This is a genomic window from Dactylosporangium darangshiense (assembly GCF_039537565.1).
Lineage (GTDB): Bacteria > Actinomycetota > Actinomycetes > Mycobacteriales > Micromonosporaceae > Dactylosporangium > Dactylosporangium darangshiense.
Window position 1 is genome coordinate 302,168 of the sequence record NZ_BAABAT010000006.1, and the last position, 19,429, is coordinate 321,596.

Sequence of the window (19,429 nt, forward strand, 5' to 3'; positions counted from 1 at the left end):
GTAGCGCCCGCCGTCCATGCCCCTCCCCCAGCGACGGCCATCTCGAAATCGTGGCGCGTATCGGCGACATCCAGCTCAACGTGGCCTGACGGCCGGCGGCTAGATGCCGGCCAGGTCCAGCGCCAGGGTGGCGGCGCCGCAGGCCAGGATCAGGGCCGTGATCAGGTTGATGCGGGGCTTCGGGCCGCCGGTTTGGCGTGCCGCGCGCCAGTAGAGGGCCGCGCCGGCGACCACCAGCAGGGCCTCGATCGTGGCGGTCAGCGCGTGGTACTGCCACAGGCCCAGGCCCAGCCGCGGCAGGTCGCCCGCGTTGCCGGGCAGCAAGGGCAGGTCGGTGCGGTGCACGAGCAGGTCGAGCAGCCAGTGCGAGAAGACCACAGCGCCGATGACGACGCCGCCGCGGCGGCCCCACCAGCGGGCGCACAGCAGGCCCGTGGCGGCGGCGATGACCAGGGCGCCGAGCAGTGAGTGCGTGTAGTCGGCGTAGATGATGCCGTCGCCGTAGCCGCCGTCGGTGCCGGGGACGGGGTCGATGTGCTCGACGCCCGCCAGGTACAGCGGGGCGAAGACGACGTCGAGCCAGATGGTGGCGAGCATGAGCGACCACAGCGGGACTGGTCGCCCGACGGACTTGACGGCGGCGGCGAGGCCGAAGTGGCCGGTGATCATCGGTTGTCTCCCTTGCGGCCGGTCGGCCACGGCAGTTTCGCGTCGAGTGCGCCGATCAATGCGGCGAACAGGAGCGCGCCCACGAAGAACGCCATGATGCGAGGTCCCAACTACTAAGTGAACTTCAGTTGCGTTAGCCTGAGCATGGCAGAGGATGGACGCTTAACGCAACTGGAGTTTCATTGGGAGACGAACCGGTTGGGACCGTTCGGCCCGGTGGGCGGACCGCGCGCACCCGGGCCGCGGTGACCGAGGCCCTGCAGGCCGAGCTGCTGGAAGTCGGGTACGCGGGCACCACCATCGAGCGCATCGCGCAGCGGGCGGGAGTGGCGAAGACCACGGTGTACCGACGCTGGGGGTCTTTGACGCAGCTCGTTGTCGACGTCTTCGCGGAGACGGCGGGCACCCTGATCCCGCCGCCGGACACCGGCTCGCTCGAGGGGGACCTGCGTGAGCTGGGGCGGGCCAGCATCGCGCTGCTCACCATGCCCCGGCTGCGCACCGTCTTCGACATCGTCGTGCGCGAGGCGATACACGACCCGGCCACCCGGGCGGCGCTGACCGAGTTCTTCGCGGCGCGGATCGAGATCGGCACGGCGATCGTGCAGCGGGCGGTCGAGCGCGGCGAGGCGCCGCCCGGCACCGACGCGGCCGAGGTGATCCGGCTGGTCGGCGCGCCGTACTACGCCCGCGCCTACATCACCGGCGAGGCGCTCGACCCGGCGATCGCCGACCGCACCGCCGCGATGATCGCGCTGGCCGCCCGCGAAGGGCTGCTCAATCAGCGCGAGTCGCGGTAGAGCAGGGCCGCCTGCACGCGGTTGGCGCAGTCGAGCTTGGTGAGCAGGCGGCTGACGTACGTCTTGATGCTCGGCTCGCTCATCCGCAACCGCGCGCCGATGTCGGCGTTGGACAGGCCCTCGGCGACCAGCCGCAGCACGTCGGCCTCGCGCGGGCTCAGCGCGGCGAGCCGCCCGGACGCGGCCCGGCGGCGCTCGGCTGCGGCCACGCCGTCGGCGCCGACCAGGCCGAGCAGGTGGCGGGTGACCGGCGGCGACAGGTACGCGTCGCCGGCGTGCGCGGCCCGCACCGCCCGCAGCAGCTCCTCCGGCGCGCAGGACTTCAGCACGAACCCGGCCGCGCCCTCGCGCAGCGCGCGCAGGACGTTCGGCTCATCGCCGAACGACGTGAGCACCACGATCGCCACGCCCGGGCGCGCGGCGCGCACGCCGGCCATCGCGTCCAGGCCGCCGAGCACCGGCATCCGCACGTCCAGCAGCGCGACGTCCGGGTCGAGCCGGCCGGCCGCCTCGACCGCCGCGGCGCCGTCGGCGACCACGGCGACGACCTCGAGGTCCGCGGCCGATTCGAGGACCGCCCGCACACCCGCGGCCATCAGCGGCTCGTCGTCGGCGACGAGGACGCGGATCGGCCCCACGGTCAGGCCACTCCGACCATCAGGCTGAGCGGCACGAAGCCGAACATCAGCCCGGCCACGGCCATCCCCAGCAGTGCCGGGCGCCGCCCCGCGGGCACGAGCGGCAGCACGGCCCACAGCCGGAACTCTCCGGCCCCGACGCCGTGCCCGACGAGCCCGCCGGCCGCCTCGGCCCGCTCGGCCAGCCCTAGCAGGCCGCGCCCGGGCGCGGGCTCCGCCGTGCCGGGCGGCACCGGGTTGACCACAGACAGCACCAGCGCGTCGTCCTCCCACTCGGCCCGCACGCTCAGCGGCGCGCCGGGCGCGTGCTTCACGCCGTTGGTCAGGCCCTCCTGCACCAGCCGGTAGGCGGCCGGCCCGGCGTCGTCGGGCAGCTCGCGCGCCGCGCCGCGGGTCTCGAGCCGCACGTCGACGCCGGCCGCCCGCGCGCCCGCCACGAGGTCGCCGACCGCCGCCAGCCCCGGTCGCGGCCCGCGCAGGCCGGTGACCACCTCGTGCAGCTCGCCCACCGCGCCGCGGGCCGCCTCGGCCAGGCGCCGCACGGCCGCGCGCTGCTCGGCCGGCAGTTCGGCCACCTCCAGCGCCGCCGCCTGCACCGACACGAGGCTGAGCCGGTGCCCGAGCGCGTCGTGCATGTCCCGGGCGATGCGCAGCCGCTCCTGCGCGGCGAGGTTGGCCGCGAGCCGCTCCTGCTGCGCGACGTAGCGCCCGGCAAGGACCGGCAGCAGGCCGAACGCCACCGCTGCGACCGCGAGCGGCGCCGCCGCGCCCGGGCGCCGCGCGATCTCGGCCGCGAGGGCGAGCGCGCCCGCCGCGACCATGGCGATTCCGGATGCGGTACCCCGCAGAGCCCGCCCGGCCTGGTACGCCGTCCACGGCAGCAGGGCGAGGACCCCACCGACGTACACGGCCGGCCCGAGCGCGCAGACGAACGCCGCGACCGGGTTGCGGTAGCGCAGCCAGACGATCCCGGCCACGAGCAACGCCCAGAGTGGCAGGAGCCAGGCGCGCGGCGGGCCCGGAAGCGCGAAGGTCAGCAGCATGCAGTCGATGCCCACGATGCCCGCGGCGGCGAAGTATCGGCGCATGTCAGCAGGATAAACGCCCGCCGCTCGCGACGATCGTCGCCGAATCGGCGCGACTTTCGCCGACTGCGCCGCGCCCGGGCGCGCGCCTAGCGTCCGGTCGTGATCGTCGTCGAAGAGCTCACCAAGCGCTACGGGCGCACCGTCGCGGTCGACGGGCTGTCGTTCGCCGTGCGGCCCGGGCACGTGACGGGCTTTCTCGGGCCCAACGGTGCCGGGAAGTCCACGACCATGCGCATGATTCTCGGCCTGGACCGGCCCACCGCGGGGCGCGCCCTGGTCGGCGGGCGGCCGTACGCGTCGCTGCGCCGGCCCCTGCGCGAGATCGGCGCACTGCTGGAGGGGCGCAGCGCGCACCCGGGCCGGCGCGCCGCCGACCACCTGCGCTACCTGGCCCGCAGCAACGACATCCCGGCCGCTCGGGTCGGCGAGGTGCTCGCGCTCGTCGGGCTGCAGGACGCCGCGCGCCGGCGGGCCAGCGGCTTCTCGCTCGGCATGGCGCAGCGGCTGGGCATCGCCGCGGCACTGCTGGGCGACCCGCCGGTGCTGCTGCTCGACGAGCCGGTCAACGGCCTCGACCCCGAGGGCGTGCACTGGCTGCGGGCCCTCCTGCGCGGCTACGCGGCGCAGGGGCGCACGGTGCTGGTGTCCAGCCACCTGATGGCCGAGACCGCGCTGGTCGCCGACCGGCTCGTGGTGATCAGCCGCGGGCGGCTGGTCGCCGACGCCACCGTTGCCGAGTTCGTCGCCGGCGCGGCGAGCCTGGAGGACGCGTTCCTCAAGGCGGTGGCCCGATGAGCGCCTTCGCCGCCGAGTGGATCAAGCTGCGCACGCTGCGCTCGACGCGGTGGCCGCTCGGGCTGACCGTCGTGGTCGCGGGCGGCATGGCGTACCTCATCGGCATCTCCTTCGCGCACGCGAACCCGGCGACGCTGCGCTACGACGCGATGTTCGCGAGCTTCTACAGCCTCTCCTTCGCGCAGCTCGCCCTCGTGGTCTTCGCGGTGATCGCGGTGTCCGGCGAGTACGGCTCGGGCACCATTCGCCCGTCGCTGGCCGCGGTGCCCCGCCGGACCGCGTTCTACCTGGCCAAGATGGGCGCCGTGGCGCTCTGCCTCGCCGGCGCCGCGGCGCTGAGCGTCGCGGTGTCGTTCGCCGCCGCGCAGGCCGGGCTCGGCGCCCGGCTGCGCACGTCGCCCAGCGCCGACGGCGTGGCCGGGACCATCGCCGGCGCGTGGCTGTATCTGGTGCTGATCGCCCTGTTCGCGGCCGGCGTGGCGCAGGCGCTGCGCAGCACGGCGCTGGCGCTCGGGGTACTGCTGCCGGTGTTCTTCCTCGGCTCGCAGGGCGTCGGCAACATCCCGGGCGTGCGGCGGGTCGCCCAGTTCCTGCCGGACCAGGCGGGCGTGACGATCCTGCACTTCTTCGGCAACCCGGACTCGCCCGACTACGACCGCGCCTACGGTCCGTGGGGCGGGCTGGGCATCCTCGCGCTGTGGGCGGCCGCCGCGCTCGCCGCCGGCCTGCTCACGCTGCGCCGCCGCGACGCCTAGCGCGCATGCGGCAGGATCCGGGCCGGGATCGCATCGATCCCGGCCCGGTGCGCCCTCGCCGGCGTGCCGCTGGGCCTGGCCGCCGGCTACGTCGTGCGTGACCGGCGGCCATGGTGCGCGGCCGTGGCGGTTGTCCTGGTGGCGCTTAGAGCAGTTTTACGTTCGACTTAGATCTAGCAGGAGCCCTTGAGAGAGCGCTCTCCGCCTGCGTACGGTCACGCGCATGCCGACCACGCCGTACCGCGCGCCGATGCGCCGCCGCACGCTGCTGGCCCTGCTCGCCGTCCCGGTCGCGGGCGCGATGGCCACCACCGTCATCGTGAGCACGACCGCCGGCGCCGAGCAGGCGGACACCGCGGGCGTGGTGCAGGCCGAGGCGTGGAGCGCACAGTCCGGCGCCCGCACCGAGAACACGGCCGACACCGGCGGCGGCAAGAACGTGGGCTGGCTCGCCAATGGCGACTGGATGCGGTACGACAACATCGACCTCGGCGGCGCCGGCTCCCTGAGCGCCGGTGTCCGCGTCGCCGCGGCCAGCCGCGCGGGCGGCACGATCGAGCTGCGGGCCGGCGCGCAGGACGGCGAGCTGCTGGCCAGCTACGCCGTCGGATACACCGGCAGCTGGCAGACCTGGACCACCAAGACGGTGCTCAGCGGCACCACGCTGACCGGCAAACAGACGATCTTCCTCCTGCTCAAGAGCCCGCAGGGCGGCGACTTCATCAACGTGAACTGGCTGCGGTTCCAGCGCACGCCCACCGCGACCGTGCCGGGTTCGCCAACCCCCGCGTCGCCGAAGCCGAGCGCGAGCGCAAGCGCAAGCGCAAGCGCGACGGTCAACGCAGGGTGGCCGAGCGTCGACCCGGCCAAGCAGAGGGCCGACACCGACGCGTTCTTCGCGCGCAGGCCGGCGCCGATCACGAACAACCCGGTCAAGGTGCCCGAGTTCCACGCCACCTGCACGGTGAGCCACCACGCGAGCGACGACCCGATCGTCTTCCCGGGCCTGGCCGGCGCCTCGCACAACCACACGTTCCTGGGCAACCGCTCCACGGACGCGAACTCGACCGCCGAGTCGCTCTTCGCCGCCGGCACCACCTGCACGCCGGCGCAGGACCACTCGGCGTACTGGATCCCGACGCTGTACCAGAACGGCAAGGTCGTGGACCCGAAGGAGTTGACCGTGTATTACGGCTCGCGCCTGAAGGACCCGAGCAGGACCCAGCCGTTCCCGTTCGGCCTGCGCATGATCACCGGCGACGCCAAGAACCAGAACGACACCCCGGACCACCAGGGCAACCACTTCTGGTGCGCGGGCATCGGCGGCGAGGTCGGGCGGACCGCCGACGGGCAGTACCCGATCTGCGCGAAGACCGCCGAGCTGGTCCGGCAGATCACGTTTCCGGACTGCTGGGACGGCGTACACCTCGACAGCCCCGACCACAAGGCGCACATGGCCAACGGCGACCACACGGGCGCCTGCCCGGCGAGCCACCCGGTGCCGATCCCGTCGGTTTCCTTCGTCATCGCTTACCCGCTGAACACGGACACGAACGGCATCACCCTCGCGTCCGGGAATGGTTACTCGATGCACGCGGACTTCTTCAACGCATGGGAGCCCGACGCGCTCGCCCAGCGCGTGCGCGACTGCCTCGACCAGGGCTACAAATGCAACGCGCAGGGCTCCTTCTGACGCTTACTGGAACAATTCCAAAGACCGCCGGTCCCGCCCGACCGGCGCAGGAAAGGCCACCCGCCGCCACGGGTGGCCTTTCCCTTATTCCGTTTCTTTGGTGATTGCTGCCTTTTGTGGGCGTTTGTGGTAACGGTTCGCGTCGCCTTTCCGGCTAGCCGCAAGGCAGCACCACCCGTCGCCGTGGCAGTGTTTGCGGTATGACGATCCGCTGCGTCATCGTCGACGATTCGGAACGCTTCCGGGCCAGCGCCCGCCGGCTGCTCACCGACCAGGGAATCGCGGTGGTGGCGACCGCGGCGGACAGCCGACAGGCGTTGCACGCGGTCGAGCAGGAACAACCGGATGTGGTACTGGTGGATGTCGGCCTGGGCGCCGAGAGCGGCTTCGACCTCGCCGCGCGCATCGAGCACAGCCCGGTGATCATGGTCTCGAGCCTCGCACCGGACGACCTCGCGGACCTGCTGGAGGAGAGCCCGGCCATCGGCTACCTACCGAAAGAGGAGCTGTCCGGCTGCGCCATAAGCTCCCTGCTGGGCACGAAGTCGCACGCCTGCTGATCGGCTCAGCCCCCCGAGGATGACGACGCCGCCTCGAGGAACGTCAGCACGGCCAGCACGCGGCGGTGCGTCTCGTCCGTCTCCGGCAGGTCGAGCTTCGTGAGGATCGAGCGCACGTGCTTCTCGATCGTCCCCTCCGTCACCCACAGCGCCTTGGCGACGCCGGCGTTGGAGCGCCCCTCGGCCATGAGCGCGAGGACCTCGCGCTCGCGCGGGCTGAGCACGTCGAGCGGGTCCTTGCGCCGGTGCGCGGCGACGAGCTCCTGCACCACGGCCGGGTCGACGACCGTGCCGCCGTCGTAGACCCGGTGCAGCGTCTCGATGAACTCCTCGACGTCGGTCACCCGGCTCTTGAGCAGGTAGCCGATCCGCTCGCCGCTGGCCAGCAGCTCGATCGCGTGCTCGACCTCGACGAACGCCGAGAGCACCAGGATCGCCACCCGCGGGAAGCGGACCCGGATCTCCCGGGCCGCGGCCAGGCCCTCGGTGGTGTGCGTCGGCGGCATCCGGATGTCGACGACGGCCATGTCGGGCGAGGTCTTCTCGACCAGCTCGAGCAGGTGGCTGCCGTCGTCGGCGAGCCCGGTGACGCTGAACCCGTGCCGGTCGAGGAGGCTCGCCAGCCCCTCGCGCAGCAAGACGTCGTCGTCCGCGATCACCACGGAACGACGCAGTGCCGCGCTCGCCTCGAATGCCATCAAATCCAACATAACCCTGCGAGTCGGGGTAGACACCCACAATGCACGGGGGGTTGACCTTCCGCCTGGCAGTAATCAGCGCCGCGTTCACCCTGATGATCAGCGCCGCCTTCGCGGTGATCCTCTACTCGGTGTACCAACTGCGTGCGTCCGTTGCCGACGTGACCCGCGCCGAGCAGTCCGTTTCCGCCGCCAACGCCCTGGAGCGCCTGGTCCTCGACGTGGAGGCCGGCCGGCGCGGCTACGCGCTCACCCACGACCGTGCCCTGCTGCAGCCGTGGATCCGCGCGCAGCAGCAGATTCCACTCCGACAGCAGGAGCTCGCCTCCTCCGTCGACGGCGGCCCGGCACAGGCGGCGCGGGTGACGCGGCTCAACAACGACGTGACCGTGTACCTCGACAACTACGCCGACCCGGCGATCGCCGACGACCAGTCGGGCGAGCCGGAGAACATCGACCCCCAGTCGATCATGGATGGCCAGCAGCACATCGCGGCACTGCGGGCCGAGTTCGACGACTTCATCAACAACCAGGCCACGATCGTGGCGAAGGCGCACAACGAGGCGGCCCGTGCGGGGCGCCGCGCGGCGATGGCGGCCGTCGCCGGGTTCGTCGTGGCGCTGCTCGCCGTCGCGCTGCTCACCCGCTCGCTCAACGTCATGGTGGTGCGACCGCTGCATCGGATGGTGATGGCCGCCGACAGGGTGGCGGGCGGCGATCTGGCCGTGCGCGTGAACACCGATGGGCCGGTCGAGGTCGGCGTGTTGCAGCGCACCTTCAACTCGATGGTCGCGGCGCTGGACCGGGGCCGGATCATGCTCGGCGCGGTGGCGGCCGAGCAGGCGGCGCTGCGCCGGGTGGCCACCGTGGCCGCGCACGGCAAGCCCGCCGAGGACGTGTTCGCGGCGGTGACCGAGGAGGCCGGCAAGCTCTTCGGGGCCGATGCCTCGGTACTGCTGAGATTCGAAATGGACGGGAACGCCACGGTGGTGGCCAGCTGGAGCCACGACCCCGCGCACCGCATCGCTCTCGGCCGCGTGGAGCTCGCAGACCACGGGATCGCCGGGCGCGTGCTGCGCTCCGGCCGCCCCATCCGGATGGCCGGGCCGCGCAGCGCGGACTTCCTGCAGCACGAGTTCGGCGACTCCTCCATCCGCTCGGCGATCGGCGCGCCGGTGCACGTCGCCGGGCGCACCTGGGGCGCCCTGAAGGCCCTGTCCACCTGCGCCCGCCCGCTGGAGGAGCACGACGCCGAGCGGGCGGCCGAGTTCACTGAGCTGGTCGCGAGCGCCATCGCCAACTCGCAGGCGCGCGCCGACCTCACCGCCTCCCGCGCCCGGGTCGTGGCGGCCACCGACGAGAGCCGAAGGCGCATCGAGCGCGACCTGCACGACGGCACCCAGCAGCGCCTCATCGCCCTGCTGCTGGCCCTGCGGGCGACCGAGACGCAGGTCAGCGACGGGGCGCAGGAGCGGCTGCACACGATCGGCAGCGACCTGTCGGAGGCGATCGACGAGCTGCGCGAGCTCGCCCGGGGCATCCACCCGTCGATCCTGTCCGAGGGCGGCCTCGGCCCGGCGATCAAGTCGCTGGCCCGCCGCTCGCCGATCCCCGTGGAGGTGAGCCTGGACCTGCCCGAGCGCCTCAGCTCCAACATCGAGATCGGGGTGTACTACGTGGTCGCGGAGGCGCTGACCAACGCGATCCGGCACGCGCACGCCACGGTCATCTCGGTCAGCGCCACGGTCTCCGAGCAGCACCTGCGCCTGTCCATCGAGGACGACGGCGTCGGCGGCGCCGACCCGGGCACCGGCACCGGCCTGACCGGCCTCGGCGACCGGGTGGCGGCGCTGGGCGGCACGATGCAGATCGCCAGCCGGCCCGGCACGGGCACACGGCTGGGCATCGCCATCCCGCTCACGACCGTACCTCTGGAGGGTGATGCCAGTTGAATTCGGCATGGCGGCCAGCCGGAAAAGCCGGGTCGGGAAACCCGCAGGCATAGAGGCCCGCTGGCGCCGAGGCGGCCCCGTGCGCACGGAGAGACGGTGGAACAGTCATCCACACCCCCATGAACAGGTGATCCACCATGACGATCTGCCCGGTTGACCCGGTGCTGTGCATGGCACTGTTCGTCTCCGACACTCCGTGCTTCTCCAACCCCGACGCCGCTACCGTCCGCAGGACGGTCGACGCCACGCTCGAGCGCCTCGGGCCCGACGAGTGCTACGCCCGCGCAGCCGAGATCTTCGGCGACCGGCCGGATGTGGCCCTGAACCGCATCCAGTGGGCCCGCACCGTCTGCGAGCGCGCCCTGTCCACGGCTACCGCCTGACGGCTTTCAAGCTTTCGGCCGCCACCGTCAGCGCCGCTTCCGCCGGGGCTACTGACCCTACAAGACCGACAGGTGCACGTGGTTGGTGTGATCGCTGGACGGGTCGCCGTTGCCGCCGCTGTAGGCGTGCCAGCCCGCGGCCGGCGTCCACACCTGCCGGAACCAGATGACGTACAGCACGCCGAGCGACGACGCGTTCTTCACGAAGAACGCCGCGAGGTTGGTGCCGTAGGTCTTGTCGTTGCCCGAGGCGATGCCGCCGAAGCCGTCCGAGGCGGCCGCGAAGTCGCACGCCCGCCCCTTCGGATGCTCATACGGCCCGGACGGGCGGAAGCACGAGTAGAAGTGCGTGAACCCGGCCTTGCGGGCCTCCTGCGCCGCGTGCAGCATCCGCGGCGTGATGCAGCCCGACGTGGTCGGGTCGTCGATGATGCAGTTCTCCTTCGGCCAGGTGCCGTCCGCGTTGCGCGGCGCGGGGTTGGCCAGCGGTGAGTTGACGCTGACGTACCCGTCGGCCTTGCCCCGCATCTTTGCCAGCGCCGCCTCGGCGTCGACCTTCTTCTTGGCCTGGATGTCGGCCTGCGCCTGCTGCTTGGCGACCTCGTCGTCGATCGCCTTCTTCGCCGCCGCGAGGTCCGCCTCGAGCTTGGTGAGCCGGCCGATCACGCGGTCGTTGTACATCGCGATCTCGTTCACCAGCAGCACGCGGTCCATGAACTGCTCGGGCGAGGCCGTGTCCACCAGCGCCGCGCTCATCCGCACCTTGCCGCCCGTCCGGTACGCCGCGGCCGCGATCACGTTCACGCTGGCGCGGACCGGCTCGAGCTCCCTCTGCATCTCCTCCATCTGCTGGACGAGCTCGGCCTGGCGCTTCTTGGACGCGTCCAGCGTCGCCTGCGCCTGCAGCCATTCGGTGTTGGCCGCATCGAGCTTGTCGCCCAGCGTGAGGTTGGCCGCGCCCTCGTCCGGCGGGGCCGTGGGGTCGCCCGGCGCGGCGGCCGCGGGCATCGCCCAGGCGCCGATCAGCACGAGCACCGCAGTTACCAACGTGAGTGCCCGGCGCCGCATGCGGTGAGCGTACCGAACCGCCCCGGCCCGGCACAGGACCGAGAATGCTCCCGAATGACTACTCACGGTGAGATTTCGGGGGCCGTTGAACCTTTCTCGAACACGCTACGTAAGCGCCCTTGGCGGCGCTTCCCCGAATTCGAACATGCGTTCCGGCGTGTCGGTTGTCCTCATCGACCGCTGTTTTGCTAGCGTGCGCGCTAGCAAACGGCTAGCGGGAGTGATGTTGGAAGCGACAGAGAAGACGGTGGCGATGCCGCCACAGCGGCCGCGGTTCGAACGGGTCCAGCTCAACACCCGGGTCCGGGTGGAGATCGAGCAGACCCTGCAGCGGTTCGTCGTCGACCACAACACCACGGTGCAGAGCTCCGTGGACCTGGCGCTGGCCGAGTTCCTCGCGGCGCGGGGCTATCAACTGCCCCAGCCGAACGAAGACGGGAGAAGCCGGTGAGCACGCCGGGCATCAGTCAACTCGACGCCGATCTGCAGAAGACCGTCCGGCGCACCTCCTACATGCGACAGCTGTTCTACATTGTCGTCCTCCTCGTCGCCCTGGCCGGCCAGGTCTCCGGCGCCGTCGAGGCCCTCGGCATCCCCACCATCTGGGCGATCCCGGCGGTCGGCGCCCTGGAGCTGGGCGGCATCGTGGTGCTGGCCAACGCCGACGTGCGCCGCCGGCTGGGCGAGCGCGCCATCGCCTCGCGCATCCTCTCCGCCGCCATCGCCGCCTTCGCCGTGGCGTTCAACTGGATGGCGCACGACAACAAGCTCCTCGCGGGCTTCTTCGCCGGGATGTCGGCGCTGGGGTATCTCGTCTGGCTGATGCACACCGAGAACCAGCGGCGCGACCGCCTGCGGGCCAAGGGCGACCTGCCGCCCACCACGCCGGCCTACGAAGTGGTGGGCCACTGGGTCCGCCACCCGTGGCTGACGCTGCGGGCCAAGAACCTCGCCAAGGCCGACGTCAGGCTGGGCCTCTACACCTCCATCGCGGCCGCGAAGGCGGAGAAGCGCAAGGAGCAGCGCACCGCCGCGATCGCCAAGGTGCTGCACCGCAAGATCCGCTCCGCCGTGGACCCGACCACGGCCGACATCGCCGTCGCCGTCTACGACCTCGACGAGATCGCGCTGCGCCTCGCCGACGGCGCCGACTACGACGGCCTGACCTCGCTCATCGCCGCCGACCTCGCTCCGGCGCGGCTGGCCGCGATGACCGGCGCACCCGCACCGGTCGCGCCGGCGCAGGAGCCGGAGCCCGCGCCGGTCCTGCCGGCACGGGCGCACGAGCCGGCCCTGCCGGTGATCGACACCGAGGAGCAGCAGGCGCTCCCGGCGGCCGGCGACCGCCTGGTCACCCGCGAGATCACGCGCGAGCAGGAGGAGCGCCGCGCGGCCCGCGAGGCCGTGGCCCGCGCCTCCGAGGCGGCCGCCGAGGCCGACACGGTCGCGCCGTCGGCCCTGGGCGGCCTGCGCGCCGACCTGGAGGGCATCCTGCCGGCCGCAGGGCAGCCGCGCCGGGCCCGCTCGCGCACCGCGCCGGTCACGCACGAGGCCGAGACGGTCGAGATCGCCGAGGAGCCGACGCTGTCCCCGACGCCGCTGGTCCGCGAGGGCTCGCTGCGCAACCAGGTGTTCCAGCTGCTGCACGACCAGGTCCCGGCCAACGACCGCCGCGACGTGGTGGCGCTGACGAACCTCGTCGGCGACCTGCTCGACCTCGACGACGTCGACCGGCTGACCGCCTCCAACTACGTGCGCTCATGGAAGAGCGAGGTCGACGCGGGCCGCCGCGCCGCCGTCAACGGCCGCCACCTGCAGGGCATCCTGCCGGGCAAGGGCTGATTCGGTAATTCCCGCCCTCCGGCTGCCGATGGGCTGCCGGAGGGCGGCGGCGCGGTCCATGGCCCGTACGGGGCCGTCGCGCTCGCCGCGGCCCGCCCGGCATGGACGGGCATCCAAGCGCATCGTGGAGCACCATGGTTGGCCTCGCGCTTCACGGTCACGGTGCCCACCACTCTGCAGTCCTGTCGCACCGCTGGCCGGCCAAGAACGGCAAGCACCGGGACTTCGCGCGAACGCCTTCCCGCGACGCCGTTCTCTTCCGCAGCCGGGGTGCGGCGATAAGTCCGGCCGCTCCGCTTGGCCGGACTTATCGCTTTTATCAGCATTTAACGACCAGGTCGCCGTGAGCAGGGTCGCAGCGTAAAGCGAACGTTCGTTCTTGACGTGCGGTGAGGACCGGACGATGCTCAAAAAGAGCGAACGAACGTTCTTTTTAGGAGACCCAGATGGCCGGTCGGCACACTGCGGGAAAGTCCGGCTGGGGCCGGACCGGTGGGATCGTGCTCCTGCTCACCGCGCTGCTCAGCCTCATCATGATCGCGTTTGCCTGGCCCGCCACGCGGTCCAGCGTGCATGACGTTCCGCTGGCCGTTGCCGGCCCGGCGCCCGCCGTGTCACAGGTGGTGCAGCAGCTCAACGCCAAGCGGCCGGGCGCCTTCGACGTCACGACCGTCGCCGACACCGCGGCCGCCGAGAAGCTGATCCGGGATCGCGAGGTGTACGGGGCGATCGACCTCACCTCCGGGCATCCGCAGGTGATCATCGCCTCGGCGGCCAGCCCGGTCGTCGCGCAGGCGCTGCAGCAGGTGGCGCTCGGGCTGGGCGGCGGGGAGAACGCCGCGCCGGCGGTGCGCGACCTCGTGCCGCTGCCCGCCGACGATCCGCGCGGGGCGGGGCTGGCCGCGGGAGCGCTGCCGCTGGTGCTCGGCGGGATCATCGCCGCCGGGCTGCTCACCAACCTCGTCGCGGGGATCGGGCGGCGGGTCGCGGGTGCGCTGGTCTTCGCGATCACGGGCGGGCTCGCGCTGGTGGCCATCCTGCAGTACTGGCTGGGCTCCCTCGAGGGCGACTACTGGACCAACGCCGGCGTCGTCGCGCTGTCCATCGCCGCCACCGCGCTCACGCTGCTCGGGCTCGAGGCGCTGCTCGGCGTGGCCGGGCTCGGGCTCGGCGGCGCGCTCATGATGCTGCTGGGCAACCCGCTGTCGGGGCTCGCCAGCGCGCCCGAGATGCTGCCGTCGGGATGGGGAGCGATCGGGCAGTACCTGCCGCCGGGTGCGGCCGGGTCGCTGCTTCGCAGTACCGCATTCTTCGATGGCGGCGGCGCGGGGCCGCACCTGCTGGTCCTGGGTGCGTGGACGGTCCTCGGGCTGCTGCTCGTCGGGGCCTCGGCGCTGCGGAGGAGGCCCGCGCAGACCGCGGACGCGCCGGCCGAGAAGCTCGTCGCGGCCTAGAGCGGCTCACAGCCGGTTGCCAAGCTGCGCGCGGGCCGGTGCCAGGGAACCTCGCGATCGTTGCTGGTGAGCGGCTCCCCGGATGCGAGCCGCCGGGACGACTCAGGGAGCCACGCATGAGCAGCCAGATCGACCAGCAGCCCGCAACGCCCGTCTGGGCCGACCAGGCGCCGATGCCGGCGGCGGCACCCGCCCAGCCGCCGGCACAGGCGCCGAAGTCCTCGCGCATGAAGACGCTCGTCGTGGGCATCGTGGCGGCGCTGGTCATCGGGGGTGGCGGGTTCGCCGTCATCCGGGCCGCGAGCGACTCCTCCTCGCAGACGTCGCAGCAGGCGGGGCCCGGCGGCGGGCAGGGCGGGCCCGGCGGGCAGGGCGGCTTCGGCGGCGGGCAGGGGTTCGGCGGGGGCATGGGCGGGTCGAACGGCCTGTCCGGCGCCCTCTACGGGGACTTCACCGCCTCCGACGGCAACGGCGGGTACACCACGAAACGCCTCCAGACGGGAACCGTGACCGACGTGAGCACCACCTCGATCACCGCCAAGAGCGCGGACGGGCACAGCACGACGTTCGTCATCGGCACGTCCACCACCGTCGACAACGGCAACGATCAGGTCGCGGACATCAAGACCGGCGACACGGTGACGGTGGTGGGCACGGTCGACGGCTCCACGGCGACCGCCACGACGATCACGGACACCACGCTCAACCAGGCCAACGGCCAGCAGGGCAACGGCGGTATGCCGCCGGCAGGCAACTGACTAGGGCATCAATCACACTGGCGTCGGCCGCTTGCTTGTACGAGCATAACTATTATGGTCGTACAAGCACGCAGCCGGCGCCTGCTCATTCTCGGCATCTGCTGCATGAGCCTGCTCATCGTCGGCCTCGACAACACGATCGTGAACATCGCGGTGCCGGCGATCGGGCGCGACCTGCACGCACCGCTGTCCGGCCTGCAGTGGACCATCGACGCCTACACGCTGGTCCTGGCCAGCCTCGTGCTGATGGCGGGTTCGACGGCCGATCGGGTGGGCAGGCGGCGTACCTTCCAAACGGGCCTGGTGGTGTTCTCGGCCGGCTCGCTGCTGTGCGGCCTGGCCCCCTCCCTCGGCTGGCTCATCGCCTTCCGCGTGCTGCAGGCGATCGGCGGCTCGATGCTCAACCCCGTCGCCATGTCCATCATCACGAACGTCTTCACCGACCGCCGCGAGCGGGCGCGGGCCGTCGGGGTGTGGGCGGGCGTGGTCGGCATCAGCATGGCGCTCGGCCCGGTCGTCGGCGGCCTGCTGGTGCAGACGGTCGGCTGGCGCACGATCTTCTGGATCAACGTGCCGATCGGCATCGCCGCCGTCGTGCTCACCGCGCTGTTCGTGCCCGAGTCGCGCGCGCCGCGGCCGCGGCGGGTGGACCTGCCGGGCCAGGTCATCGTCCTGGTGCTGCTGGCCAGCGCCACCTACGCCATCATCGAGCACGAGCCGGCGGCCGGCGCCGTGGCGCTCGTCGCGCTCGTGGCCCTGCTGCTGGTGGAGCCGCGCCGGCCCGAGCCGCTGGTCGACATCACGCTGTTTCGCAGCCCGCCCTTCGCCGGCGCCACGTCGATCGCGGTCGCCGCGTTCGGCGCGCTGGCCGGCTTCCTGCTGCTCAACACCGTGTACCTGCAGGACGTGCGCGGGTACTCGCCGCTGCACGCCGGCCTGCTGACCCTGCCGATCGCCGCCATCACGGTGATCCTCGGCCCCCTGTCGGGCCGGCTCGTCGGCAGCCGCGGCCCGCGCCCGTCGCTGCTCGTCGGCGGCACCGGCATCGGCCTCAGCGGCGTGCTGCTCACGAGCCTGAGCCCGCACACGTCGATCGTGTGGGTGCTCGCCGCGTACGTCTCGTTCGGCATCGGCTTCGCCATGGTCAACCCTCCGATCACGGTCACCGCGGTGTCGGGCCTGCCCACCGCGCAGGCCGGCGTCGCCGCCGCGTTCGCCTCGACGAGCCGCCAGTTCGGCTCGGCGCTCGGCATCGCGGTCCTCGGCGCCGTCATCACCGCCGGCCTGCACGGCCGGTCGATGGCGGACGGCTTCAGCCCGGCCAGCCACGCGGGCTGGTGGATCATCGCCGGGTGCGGCGCCGCGATCCTGCTCATCGGTACGCTGACCACCGGACGCTGGGCCACCGCCCGACAACCCGATGCGGAGCTCGTCGATGCCTGACCCGCACAGCGCACCCCAGGCCGCCCAGGTCTGGCGCGACCTACTGACCTTGGTGCACGAGCGCCACGACCGGCGCAAGGAGGCCTGCGAAGCGCTCGACCTGAGCTTCGTGCGAATCAAGGCCCTGCGTCGCCTGGCCGGCGAGCCGATGACGATGCGGGAGCTCGCGAGCCGCCTGCAGACCGACGCGCCGTACACGACGCTCGTCGTGGACGACCTGGAAAAGCGAGGTCTGGTACACCGTGAGCCGCACCCCGCCGACCGCCGCGCCAAGCTGGTGAGGGCGACGGACCTCGGCCGCGCGGAGGCCGCCCGGGCCGAGGCCATCCTGACCCAGCCGCCGCCGCAGTTGCTGGCCCTCCCGCCGGAGGAGCTGGCGACCCTGGCCCGCATCGTCGCGAAGCTCGACCCGTCTTGAGCCGGCCGACGTTTTCTCTCCACGTCGATGCGTTTTTCGGCCCGCCGGAGGCCGGTTTTGCATCAAGGTGGTGACAAAACGTACACAGGGGTGCATTATCGCTCCACGATCGCGGCGATGTCCGATTTGCCCCGGCCGTTTTTCGCCTGATCGTGGAGAGAAAACGCCGCCGACGGCGCGAGAGCGCACCTCGCTAGCGCGACCGCACCCTGCAGGTGCGCAGTCGTCCCGAGGCCGGGTCAGAAGCTGGCATTTCCGATAAGTCGGGCACTGCGTGCCACGACTTATCGGATTTATACCCTGTCAGGAGAAAAGTCCGATAAGTCGTGGCGCGCCAGCGCCCGACTTATCGGGAAAAGGCCGTTTGTCGCTCGAAAAGGTCGCTCAGGAGCGGCGTGACCAGCCGAAGGGGTCCGAGGTCAGGCCGCGCTGGATGCCGACGATCGCGGCGCGGATCGAGGTGGTGACCGGGCCCTCGGCAGCACCGCCGATGAGGAACTCGCCGTCGCGGGAGCGCGCGGTGCCGATCGCGGTGATCACGACGCCGGTGCCGCAGGCGAAGGTCTCGCGCAGGTCGCCGCCGAGCGCGTCCGTGCGCCACTCGTCGAGGGAGTACGGCCGCTCCTCGACGCCCCAGCCGCGGTGGCGGGCGAGCGTCAGGACCGAGTCGCGGGTCACGCCCGGCAGGATCGAGCCGTTGAGGGGTGGCGTGACGAGCAGCGGTTGGCCGTCGCGCTCGTACACGAAGAACAGGTTCATGCTGCCCGACTCCTCGATCCACCGGTGTTCGACGGCGTCGAGGAAGACGGTCTGGTCGCAGCCGGCCTCCTGGGCCTGGGCCTGCGCCCGCAGGCTGACCGCGTAGTTCGCGGCGGCCTTGACGTGCCCGGTGCCGCCCGGCGCGGCGCGCGAGTAGTCCTGGGAGATCCACACGGTGACGGGCTTGGCGCCGCCGGCGAAGTAGGAGCCCGACGGGGAGGCGATGACCGCGAAGAGGTACTCCGAGGACGGCCGCACGCCCAGGAACGGGTCCGTGGCGATCATGAAGGGGCGGATGTAGAGGCTCTGACCCTCGCCCGCGGGCACCCAGTCGCGGTCCGCGTCGACCAGCGTCCAGACGGCGCGCAGGAACAGCTCCTCGGGCAGGGCCGGCATGGCGAGGCGCTCGGCGGTCGCGTTGAGGCGGCGGGCATTGGCCTCGGGGCGGAAGAGGCCGACCCCGCCGTCGGGCAGCGCATAGGCCTTGAGGCCCTCGAAGAGCTCCTGGCTGTAATGCAGCGCGGCGGTGGCGGGCGACAGCGAAAGCGGCCCGAAGGGTTCCAGGCGCGCGTCGTACCACCCTTTGCCCTCGGCATAGCGAATCGTGACCATGTGGTCGGTGAAGACGCGGCCGAAACCGGGATCGGCGAGTAATGCGGCGCGCTCCTCGGCCGGGCGGCGCGCGGCGGGAACGATGTCGAATTCGAGCATTCCGGAACTGTATTCGGAACCTGAACGATCCCTAAGCAACATCCCGCGGACTGGTCGGTAACAAACCCGTCAGAACAGGTTGGCCGGCGGCGCCGGCGACGATGTCGCGGTCGCATCGGTGACGATGCGTGCGCCGCCGATGAGCTTCACCAGGTCCTCGCCGTCGACCAGCCGGGCCGGGAACGGGTCCGCGGCGGCCGCGCGGGTCAGCGGCGCCCGCGGGATGCGGCCGGGCGCGGCGGCGGCCACGAGGACCACGTTGCCGAAGCGCCGGCCGCGCAGCACCGACGGCTCCGACAGCAGCACGAGGTCGCCGAAGAGCTGCCGCAGCGTCGCCGCTTGGCCGCGGGCGAAGGCGAGGCCGGGCCCGTCGGCGAGGTTGGCCACGTAGACGCCGCCGGGGCGTAGAAGCCGCGCGGCCGCGGTCATGAACTCCAGCGACGCGAGGTGCGCCGGGACGCGGGCTCCGCGGTACACGTCGGCGACGACCAGGTCGAAGCGGCCCGCCGCGGTCGCCTCGACGGCGGCGCGGGCGTCGGCCGCGCGGACCCGGATGTCGGCGCCGCGCGGCAGCGGCAGCTCCCGGCGCACGAACTCGATGAGGCCCGCGTCGAGCTCGACGACGCGCTGCACGGAGCCGGGACGGGTGGCCGCGACGTACCGCGGCATGGTCAGCGCGCCCCCGCCGAGATGGAGCACCGCGAGCGCTTGGCCGGCCGGTGCCATCGCATCGATCACCGATGCGATGCGCCGCATGTATTCGAAGTCGAGCCGCCGCGGGTCGTCGACGTCCAGAGCGGACTGTGGATAGCCGTCCAGCAGCAGGGTCCAGCGGCCGGGGCGGCCGTCGTCGGGGCACAGCTCGGCGACGCCACCGTCCACCTGCGCCACAATTCCGGCCATCCTTTTTCTGCCACCCACGCGGCAATCTTGCCCCGCGCAAGC

General features: G+C 72.3%; 20 protein-coding genes. 13 read left to right on the plus strand and 7 right to left on the minus strand.

The features are described 5' to 3' along the window. Positions 1 to 99: 99 nt before the first annotated feature. Positions 100 to 669 carry a permease gene (locus ABD901_RS15475; RefSeq protein WP_345126758.1) on the minus strand — a complete coding sequence of 190 codons (570 nt, stop codon included), beginning with the start codon at positions 667 to 669 and terminating at the stop codon, positions 100 to 102. Between the two features lie 245 nt (positions 670 to 914). On the opposite strand from ABD901_RS15475, the gene ABD901_RS15480 reads away from it, so the two are divergent. Further along, complete coding sequence (locus ABD901_RS15480; RefSeq protein ID WP_345126765.1) at positions 915 to 1,469, plus strand: TetR/AcrR family transcriptional regulator; 555 nt, start codon at positions 915 to 917, stop codon at positions 1,467 to 1,469. Here the strand turns inward: ABD901_RS15480 and ABD901_RS15485 are convergent. Then, a complete protein-coding gene (locus tag ABD901_RS15485; RefSeq protein WP_345126770.1) occupies positions 1,451 to 2,107 on the minus strand; it encodes a response regulator in 657 nt (218 codons plus the stop codon). The two genes, ABD901_RS15480 and ABD901_RS15485, sit on opposite strands and share 19 nt — an antisense overlap. A gap of 2 nt (positions 2,108 to 2,109) precedes the next feature. Beyond that, complete coding sequence (locus ABD901_RS15490) at positions 2,110 to 3,195, minus strand: sensor histidine kinase (protein WP_345126773.1); 1,086 nt, start codon at positions 3,193 to 3,195, stop codon at positions 2,110 to 2,112. A gap of 99 nt (positions 3,196 to 3,294) precedes the next feature. On the opposite strand from ABD901_RS15490, the gene ABD901_RS15495 reads away from it, so the two are divergent. From ABD901_RS15495 to ABD901_RS15510, 4 genes are all read left to right on the plus strand, one after another. After that, entirely contained in the window at positions 3,295 to 3,990 is a 696-nt protein-coding gene (locus ABD901_RS15495; protein WP_345126780.1) for an ABC transporter ATP-binding protein, read from the plus strand. Continuing rightward, the gene (locus ABD901_RS15500; RefSeq protein ID WP_345126783.1) at positions 3,987 to 4,745 is read left to right on the plus strand and encodes an ABC transporter permease; all 759 of its coding nucleotides are present in this window, start codon (positions 3,987 to 3,989) and stop codon (positions 4,743 to 4,745) included. The genes ABD901_RS15495 and ABD901_RS15500 overlap by 4 nt, the downstream gene beginning before the upstream one ends. A gap of 223 nt (positions 4,746 to 4,968) precedes the next feature. Then, positions 4,969 to 6,438, plus strand: coding sequence for a DUF1996 domain-containing protein (locus ABD901_RS15505; protein ID WP_345126787.1), 1,470 nt, complete (start codon positions 4,969 to 4,971; stop codon positions 6,436 to 6,438). 200 nt (positions 6,439 to 6,638) lie between these two features. Beyond that, entirely contained in the window at positions 6,639 to 6,998 is a 360-nt protein-coding gene (locus tag ABD901_RS15510) for a response regulator (protein WP_345126791.1), read from the plus strand. Positions 6,999 to 7,003: 5 nt separating this feature from the next. On the opposite strand, the gene ABD901_RS15515 is transcribed toward ABD901_RS15510, so the two are convergent. Then, the gene (locus ABD901_RS15515) at positions 7,004 to 7,696 is read right to left on the minus strand and encodes a response regulator transcription factor (protein ID WP_345126798.1); all 693 of its coding nucleotides are present in this window, start codon (positions 7,694 to 7,696) and stop codon (positions 7,004 to 7,006) included. Positions 7,697 to 7,737: 41 nt separating this feature from the next. On the opposite strand from ABD901_RS15515, the gene ABD901_RS15520 reads away from it, so the two are divergent. Further along, the gene (locus tag ABD901_RS15520) at positions 7,738 to 9,648 is read left to right on the plus strand and encodes a CHASE3 domain-containing protein (RefSeq protein ID WP_345126802.1); all 1,911 of its coding nucleotides are present in this window, start codon (positions 7,738 to 7,740) and stop codon (positions 9,646 to 9,648) included. A gap of 137 nt (positions 9,649 to 9,785) precedes the next feature. Then, complete coding sequence (locus tag ABD901_RS15525) at positions 9,786 to 10,031, plus strand: hypothetical protein (protein ID WP_345126805.1); 246 nt, start codon at positions 9,786 to 9,788, stop codon at positions 10,029 to 10,031. A 57-nt stretch (positions 10,032 to 10,088) separates the two neighbouring features. On the opposite strand, the gene ABD901_RS15530 is transcribed toward ABD901_RS15525, so the two are convergent. After that, on the minus strand, positions 10,089 to 11,099 hold the full coding sequence (locus ABD901_RS15530; protein WP_345126808.1) for a coiled-coil domain-containing protein: 1,011 nt from the start codon (positions 11,097 to 11,099) through the stop codon (positions 10,089 to 10,091). A 223-nt stretch (positions 11,100 to 11,322) separates the two neighbouring features. On the opposite strand from ABD901_RS15530, the gene ABD901_RS15535 reads away from it, so the two are divergent. The 6 genes from ABD901_RS15535 (at position 11,323) to ABD901_RS15560 (ending at position 17,014) form a co-directional block, all read left to right on the plus strand. Then, a complete protein-coding gene (locus tag ABD901_RS15535; RefSeq protein ID WP_345126812.1) occupies positions 11,323 to 11,550 on the plus strand; it encodes a hypothetical protein in 228 nt (75 codons plus the stop codon). Further along, positions 11,547 to 12,941 (plus strand): hypothetical protein, encoded by a 1,395-nt coding sequence (locus tag ABD901_RS15540; RefSeq protein WP_345126815.1) that lies wholly within the window; start codon positions 11,547 to 11,549, stop codon positions 12,939 to 12,941. The genes ABD901_RS15535 and ABD901_RS15540 overlap by 4 nt, the downstream gene beginning before the upstream one ends. A 446-nt stretch (positions 12,942 to 13,387) precedes the next feature. Beyond that, positions 13,388 to 14,395 carry a hypothetical protein gene (locus tag ABD901_RS15545; protein WP_345126818.1) on the plus strand — a complete coding sequence of 336 codons (1,008 nt, stop codon included), beginning with the start codon at positions 13,388 to 13,390 and terminating at the stop codon, positions 14,393 to 14,395. 116 nt (positions 14,396 to 14,511) lie between these two features. Next, positions 14,512 to 15,153 (plus strand): hypothetical protein, encoded by a 642-nt coding sequence (locus tag ABD901_RS15550; RefSeq protein ID WP_345126820.1) that lies wholly within the window; start codon positions 14,512 to 14,514, stop codon positions 15,151 to 15,153. A 54-nt stretch (positions 15,154 to 15,207) separates the two neighbouring features. Continuing rightward, positions 15,208 to 16,596, plus strand: a complete 1,389-nt coding sequence (locus ABD901_RS15555; RefSeq protein WP_345126823.1) for an MFS transporter — start codon at positions 15,208 to 15,210, stop codon at positions 16,594 to 16,596. After that, the gene (locus ABD901_RS15560; protein WP_345126827.1) at positions 16,589 to 17,014 is read left to right on the plus strand and encodes a MarR family winged helix-turn-helix transcriptional regulator; all 426 of its coding nucleotides are present in this window, start codon (positions 16,589 to 16,591) and stop codon (positions 17,012 to 17,014) included. Before ABD901_RS15555 ends, ABD901_RS15560 begins: the two co-directional genes overlap by 8 nt. A 384-nt stretch (positions 17,015 to 17,398) precedes the next feature. On the opposite strand, the gene ABD901_RS15565 is transcribed toward ABD901_RS15560, so the two are convergent. After that, entirely contained in the window at positions 17,399 to 18,484 is a 1,086-nt protein-coding gene (locus tag ABD901_RS15565) for a branched-chain amino acid aminotransferase (RefSeq protein ID WP_345126830.1), read from the minus strand. Between the two features lie 69 nt (positions 18,485 to 18,553). After that, positions 18,554 to 19,405, minus strand: a complete 852-nt coding sequence (locus ABD901_RS15570; protein WP_380137820.1) for a spermidine synthase — start codon at positions 19,403 to 19,405, stop codon at positions 18,554 to 18,556. Between the last annotated feature and the right edge of the window lie 24 nt (positions 19,406 to 19,429).

Coding starts and splice junctions, on each gene's coding strand:
- ABD901_RS15555 (WP_345126823.1), top strand. CDS start 15,208: ATGGTCGTACAAGCACGCAGCCGGCGCCTGCTCATTCTCGGCATCTGC.
- ABD901_RS15560 (WP_345126827.1), top strand. CDS start 16,589: ATGCCTGACCCGCACAGCGCACCCCAGGCCGCCCAGGTCTGGCGCGAC.
- ABD901_RS15530 (WP_345126808.1), bottom strand. CDS start 11,099: ATGCGGCGCCGGGCACTCACGTTGGTAACTGCGGTGCTCGTGCTGATC.
- ABD901_RS15545 (WP_345126818.1), top strand. CDS start 13,388: ATGGCCGGTCGGCACACTGCGGGAAAGTCCGGCTGGGGCCGGACCGGT.
- ABD901_RS15520 (WP_345126802.1), top strand. CDS start 7,738: ATGCACGGGGGGTTGACCTTCCGCCTGGCAGTAATCAGCGCCGCGTTC.
- ABD901_RS15535 (WP_345126812.1), top strand. CDS start 11,323: ATGTTGGAAGCGACAGAGAAGACGGTGGCGATGCCGCCACAGCGGCCG.
- ABD901_RS15475 (WP_345126758.1), bottom strand. CDS start 669: ATGATCACCGGCCACTTCGGCCTCGCCGCCGCCGTCAAGTCCGTCGGG.
- ABD901_RS15550 (WP_345126820.1), top strand. CDS start 14,512: ATGAGCAGCCAGATCGACCAGCAGCCCGCAACGCCCGTCTGGGCCGAC.
- ABD901_RS15505 (WP_345126787.1), top strand. CDS start 4,969: ATGCCGACCACGCCGTACCGCGCGCCGATGCGCCGCCGCACGCTGCTG.
- ABD901_RS15510 (WP_345126791.1), top strand. CDS start 6,639: ATGACGATCCGCTGCGTCATCGTCGACGATTCGGAACGCTTCCGGGCC.
- ABD901_RS15490 (WP_345126773.1), bottom strand. CDS start 3,195: ATGCGCCGATACTTCGCCGCCGCGGGCATCGTGGGCATCGACTGCATG.
- ABD901_RS15565 (WP_345126830.1), bottom strand. CDS start 18,484: ATGCTCGAATTCGACATCGTTCCCGCCGCGCGCCGCCCGGCCGAGGAG.
- ABD901_RS15500 (WP_345126783.1), top strand. CDS start 3,987: ATGAGCGCCTTCGCCGCCGAGTGGATCAAGCTGCGCACGCTGCGCTCG.
- ABD901_RS15525 (WP_345126805.1), top strand. CDS start 9,786: ATGACGATCTGCCCGGTTGACCCGGTGCTGTGCATGGCACTGTTCGTC.
- ABD901_RS15515 (WP_345126798.1), bottom strand. CDS start 7,696: ATGGCATTCGAGGCGAGCGCGGCACTGCGTCGTTCCGTGGTGATCGCG.